Annotated in this window: 1 protein-coding gene; it reads left to right on the plus strand. The window is 54.1% G+C overall.

Going from position 1 to position 864, the window contains the following annotated elements:
* A partial coding sequence (locus IDZ20_RS06970; RefSeq protein ID WP_281250548.1) for a GLUG motif-containing protein occupies positions 1 to 864 on the plus strand: 864 nt, incomplete at both ends.

Genomic DNA, 864 nt, shown 5'->3' on the forward strand with positions numbered 1-864 from the left:
GCCATACGCTATAGCCTGAAGGGCTACGGACAACAACTCAGTGACGACGGCGAGCTGGACAGCTCGGGCTGCCCAGGCAGCATTATTGATGGCGTGGCCGTGCCAGTATGTTTTGGTTACGAGCTGCTGGCCGATCTGGATTTTGATACCAATGGCGATGAGCTGCTGGATGCTTCGGACACCTATTGGAATGAAGGCAATGGCTGGCTTGCGATTGGCGACTACGACAATCTATTCGAGGCCGTGTTTGACGGCAATGGCTACAGCATCCACAACTTGATGATTAATCGCACCGATAGCTATGATCAGGGGTTATTTGGCTACATAGATGGCGCGACCATTCAGAACCTCGGCCTCCAAGGGCCGTTAATGTCGGTTACCGCGCGCAGCTATGTGGGTGGTCTTGTAGGTTATGCAATAAGCAGCACCCTTACGGAGGTATTTTCAACCGGCAGGGTAGAATCAACCACTAGTTACGGCGCCTACGCGGGTGGCTTGGCGGGTTACATAGAATCAACGGAGCTGTCTGCCTGTTTTGCCACGGGGGCGGTGTCTGCGGTTAGTGATTCTGTTGGCGGTCTTGTGGGCTATACAGGCTATACAACAGCGTCGACTATTAGCGACTGCTTTGCGACCGGGGCTGTTGCAGGCAGCAGTGATGTTGGTTCTTTGGTGGGGTACGACAGCTCTGGAGCAAGTGTGGTGAGCCGCAATCTGTCTACCGGTGGAGGCGTGTATAACAGCAATGTTGGTGATTTTAATGGCACCCCTAGTTATAACTACTGGTGGACGGACTCGACAGCTCGCAGTACCGGTGATGAGGGTACCGGTGCAGCCCTGGCTGAATTGCAATGCCCTACCAGT

Origin of the sequence: Teredinibacter waterburyi (genome assembly GCF_001922985.1) — a bacterium.
Lineage (GTDB): Bacteria > Pseudomonadota > Gammaproteobacteria > Pseudomonadales > Cellvibrionaceae > Teredinibacter > Teredinibacter waterburyi.